Here is a 4,430-nt window from a genome sequence, read left to right as displayed (position 1 = left end):
CATCTGCGTGATGGTGACGAGCGGCGCCGTGCTGCTGCTGCCGTTGCTGGTGGTGACGAGATCGCCGACCGAGACATTGACGGCGCCGAGCTTGCCCGAGATCGGCGCCGAGATCGCCGCGTAGCTCGACTGCACTGTGTCGGCGTCGATGGTGGCCTTGTCCGCGTCGATGGTCGCGGCAGCCGCCTTCTGCGCCGCCAGCGCCTGATCGTAGGTCTGCTGCGTGCCGGCCTGCTTGGCGACGAGATCCTTGGCACGCTGCAGGTCGGCCTGGGCGCTGACCAGCATCGCCTGGTCCTTAACCAGCGTCGCCTGGTCTTTTGCGAGCTGCGCCTTCAGCGCCCGGGCATCGAGCGAGAACAGAAGATCGCCGGCCTTGACCATCTGCCCGTCCTTGACCGCGATCGAGACGATCTGGCTGGAGACGCGGGCGTTGATGGCAACCACGGCCGGCGAGGATACGAAGCCGATGGCATAGCGGCGGATGGGGAAATCGGCGGTGGTGGCGGCCGCGGAAACGATCGAGGCCGAATGCGTGCCACCGCCGCCGCCCTTTGCGTTGTCCGGTGCCTTGGCCGTCTTGTCCGTGCCGTTGCTGGCGGCCTGACGGCCCGAAATCAGTTGCTGGACTTTGCCCAGCGCCGTCGGCGAAAGGTAGAGACCGGCCCCGGCAACGCAGGCCAGCGCAATCACCGCAAAGACGATTTTTCCGCGCATCGACAACAAGCCCTCTCACGCGACACGCCGAATCCGGTGGTCTATTTCTGCTCGATCCGCGGCGCCTTGCCGCGAATTTCGTCGAAATAGATAGGACAACGCTTTGGCGGAAAAGGGCCAAAACACGGCATTACGAAGATTTAATGTGCAGTGCACAATAAGGAGGCAACCCGACCGAAGGGCCGGGGTCGCGACCTAAGATCTGTTGAGATTCAGGTAGGCCGAGTCGAAAACGGTGATTACCGGAGCGGAGCGTACTTTTGGCTACGTGAGCACCGGAAGCGCAGGAAGGCGCCGTTTGCAGACCGGCCTTACCTGAATATCAAAAGATCTTAGCGCAGCATCGGCCACAGCGTCGCCGCCAGCAGCACACCCATGGCGATGTTGAACCATTTCAGCCGCACCGGATCCGACAGGAACCCGCGCAGCGCCGTGCCGAAGCCCGCCCACACCGAGACGCTCGGCAGGTTGACGATGGTGAAGGCGACCGAGATCAGCACCACCGACAGGAACGGGTGCTCCGCATTGGCATAGACGGCCATGGCGGTGATCGCCATCACCCAGGCCTTGGGATTGACCCACTGGAATGCGGCCGCATCGATGAAGCGCATCGGTCGCGCTTCCGTCTCGCCCTTGCTGCTCAGCGAACGCGACATGGCGATCTTCCAGGCGAGATAGAGCAGATAGACGCCGCCGGCGATCTTCAATCCGGTGTGCAGCACCGGAAACGCCGTCAGCACCGCGCCGAGCCCGAAGCCGACGGCAAGCAGCAGCACCAGAAATCCGATGCTGATGCCGAGCATGTGCGGAACGGTCCTGACGATGCCGAAATTGACGCCGGAAGCCAGCAGCATGAGGTTGTTCGGCCCCGGCGTGATCGAGGTGACGAAGGCGTAGACCAGGAGCGCAAGGAACGTTTCAAGCGGCATGACGTCCTCCCAGACAAGTCATCGCGTCGAATAGGTCAGTATAATTGTCCTTTTATACCGGGCGCGCAAAGGCCACCCTGGAGCATCAACCGGGCCAGACGGTCAGGACGGAAATGACGACCTGCCGGCGCTTCGGCGCCGGCCTCCTACATGCCCTGCGGGCCGCGGTTCATCGCCGCCACGCCGGTGCGGCAGATCTCTACCAGGCCGAGCGGCTTCATGATCGCGATGAACTGGTCGAGCTTGGAGCCCTTGCCGGTGATCTCGAAGATGAAATGCTCGGTGTTGGCGTCGATGACGCTGGCGCGGAAGGCGTCAGCCAGTCTCAGCGCCTCGACGCGGCTGTCGCCGGTGCCGGCGACCTTGACCAGGGCCAGTTCCCGTTCCAGCGGCCGCTCCTGGCCAAGCTCGTGCGAGCGTACGGTGAGGTCGACCACGCGGTGCACCGGCACGATGCGCTCGAGCTGGTGCTTGATCTGCTCCAGCACATGCGGCGTGCCGCGCGTCACGATGGTGATGCGTGACAGGTGCTTCTCGTGCTCGGTTTCCGAGACGGTCAGGCTCTCGATGTTGTAGCCGCGGCCGGAGAACAGGCCGATGACCCGGGCAAGCACGCCCGGCTCGTTGTCGACCAGCACGGAGAGGGTGTGGTTCTCCGGCTTTTCCGTTTCCTTGGCGATGAAATAGGCGGAGCCGGTCGGTTGGAGCTGTGCGTTCATGGGGTGAATCTCGATTTCAACTCTTGGGTCTAATTCTCTGTTTGCGCACGGCTTCCTTCGACCAGCCCTGCCTTGGCTCGTCGCCTACACCAGTTCCCTGCCTTTGGCGTCGATGGCATTGGCCACCGCCTCGTCGGTCGCCTCGTCGGGGAGCAGCATCTCGTTATGCGCCTTGCCCGACGGGATCATCGGGAAGCAGTTGGCCAAAGTCGCCACGCGGCAGTCGAACAGCACCGGCTTCTTCACCGCGATCATTTCCTTGATCGCGTCGTCGAGCTCGTCCGGCTTGTCGCAGCGTATGCCGTGGCCGCCATAGGCTTCGGCCAGCTTGACGAAGTCCGGCATCGCCTCGGTGTAGGAATGTGACAGCCGGTTGCCGTGCAGCAGCTGCTGCCACTGCCTGACCATGCCCATATACTGGTTGTTGAGGATGAAGATCTTGATCGGCGCTTCGTACTGCACCGCCGTGCTCATCTCCTGCATCGTCATCTGCACCGAGGCATCACCGGCGATGTCGATGACCAGCGCATTGGGATGCGCGATCTGCACGCCGAGGGCTGCCGGCAGTCCATAGCCCATCGTGCCCAGCCCGCCCGACGTCATCCAGCGGTTCGGCTTCTCGAAATGATAGTGCTGCGCCGCCCACATCTGGTGCTGGCCGACCTCGGTGGTGATGTAGGTGTCCATGTCCTTGGTCAGCGCATACAGCCGCTGGATGGCGTATTGCGGCATGATCACATCGGCGTTCGGCTTGTAGGCCAGCGAGTCGCGCGCCCGCCATTTGGCGATCTGCTCCCACCACGGGTAGAGCGCCTTCTTGTCGGCCTTGGCGGTCGCCCGCCACAGCCGCACCAGATCCTCCAGCACCCGGCCGACATCGCCGAGGATTGGCACGTCGGTATGGACGTTCTTGTTGATCGACGACGGATCGATGTCGATGTGGATCTTCTTCGAGTTTGGCGAGAACGCGTTGAGCCGCCCGGTGATGCGGTCGTCGAAACGGGCGCCGATGCAGATCATCACGTCGCAATCGTGCATGGCCATGTTGGCCTCGTAGGTGCCGTGCATGCCGAGCATGCCCACCCAGTTCTTGCCGGAAGCCGGATAGGCGCCGAGCCCCATCAGCGTCGAGGTGATCGGGAAGCCGGTGAGATCGACCAGTTCGCGCAGCAGATGGCTCGCCTCCGGACCGGAATTGATGACGCCGCCTCCCGAATAGATGATCGGCTTCTTTGCGCTGGCCATCAGCTCGACCGCCGCCTTGACCTTTTCCAGGTCGCCCTGGACCTTCGGCTGGTAGCTGGTGCGCGGCGCCGTCTGCGGCGGCACATAGGTGCCCTTGGCGAACTGCACGTCCTTCGGAATGTCGACGACGACCGGGCCGGGACGCCCGGTGGTCGCGACATGGAAGGCTTCGTGGATCGTGGCGGCGAGCTCGTTGACATCCTTCACCAGCCAGTTGTGCTTGGTGCAGGGCCGGGTGATGCCGACCGTGTCGCACTCCTGGAAGGCGTCGGAGCCGATCAGCGAGGTCGGCACCTGGCCGGTGAGACAGACAAGCGGGATCGAATCCATCAGCGCGTCCTGCAGCGGCGTCACCGCATTGGTGGCGCCGGGACCGGACGTCACCAGCAGGACGCCGGCCTTGCCGGTCGAGCGCGCGTAGCCTTCCGCCGCATGGCCGGCGCCCTGCTCGTGCCTGACCAGAATGTGCTCGACCTCGTCCTGCTGGAAAATTTCATCGTAGATCGGGAGAACCGCGCCGCCCGGATAGCCGAAGACATGCTTGACGCCGTTGTCCTTCAGCGCCTGCACTACCATTTCGGCGCCCGTCATTTCGCGCCGCTCGTTCCGCTCGTTGCTCATCGGTCCTGGTCCCGTACTGTCGCCATTTGGGCGTTGCTGGTCGTTTAGTCGTGTTTCGGGCAATAAAAAAGGCCCCCGAGGGAGCCTGTGTGATGCGCATGGGAGGTTTTCGCCCGGCGGTTACACCGCCTTGCCCACGCGCAGTCCTACGAGAACGAGTGCCGTTTTCATGGTGGCGGACAGTAGAGGCGGGGAAACC

4 protein-coding genes are annotated in these 4,430 nt (G+C 63.5%); all 4 read right to left on the bottom strand.

Annotated features, from left to right (window positions below):
* On the bottom strand, positions 1–717 hold a 717-nt coding region (locus tag EOA33_RS25510; protein WP_127406891.1), incomplete at its 3' end, for an efflux RND transporter periplasmic adaptor subunit.
* Between the two features lie 332 nt (positions 718–1,049).
* A complete protein-coding gene (locus tag EOA33_RS25505) occupies positions 1,050–1,646 on the bottom strand; it encodes a LysE family translocator (RefSeq protein WP_127406890.1) in 597 nt (198 codons plus the stop codon).
* A 146-nt stretch (positions 1,647–1,792) separates the two neighbouring features.
* Positions 1,793–2,365, bottom strand: coding sequence for an acetolactate synthase small subunit (gene ilvN, locus EOA33_RS25500; RefSeq protein ID WP_006204962.1), 573 nt, complete (start codon positions 2,363–2,365; stop codon positions 1,793–1,795).
* Between the two features lie 84 nt (positions 2,366–2,449).
* Positions 2,450–4,231, bottom strand: coding sequence for an acetolactate synthase 3 large subunit (locus EOA33_RS25495; RefSeq protein WP_127285088.1), 1,782 nt, complete (start codon positions 4,229–4,231; stop codon positions 2,450–2,452).
* Positions 4,232–4,430: the final 199 nt, after the last annotated feature.

This window comes from Mesorhizobium sp. M4A.F.Ca.ET.050.02.1.1 (genome assembly GCF_003997725.1).
Classification (GTDB): Bacteria; Pseudomonadota; Alphaproteobacteria; order Rhizobiales; family Rhizobiaceae; genus Mesorhizobium.
This window is presented reverse-complemented; position numbering and strand designations above follow the sequence as displayed.

Coding starts and splice junctions, on each gene's coding strand:
- EOA33_RS25495 (WP_127285088.1), bottom strand. CDS start 4,231: ATGAGCAACGAGCGGAACGAGCGGCGCGAAATGACGGGCGCCGAAATG.
- ilvN (WP_006204962.1), bottom strand. CDS start 2,365: ATGAACGCACAGCTCCAACCGACCGGCTCCGCCTATTTCATCGCCAAG.
- EOA33_RS25505 (WP_127406890.1), bottom strand. CDS start 1,646: ATGCCGCTTGAAACGTTCCTTGCGCTCCTGGTCTACGCCTTCGTCACC.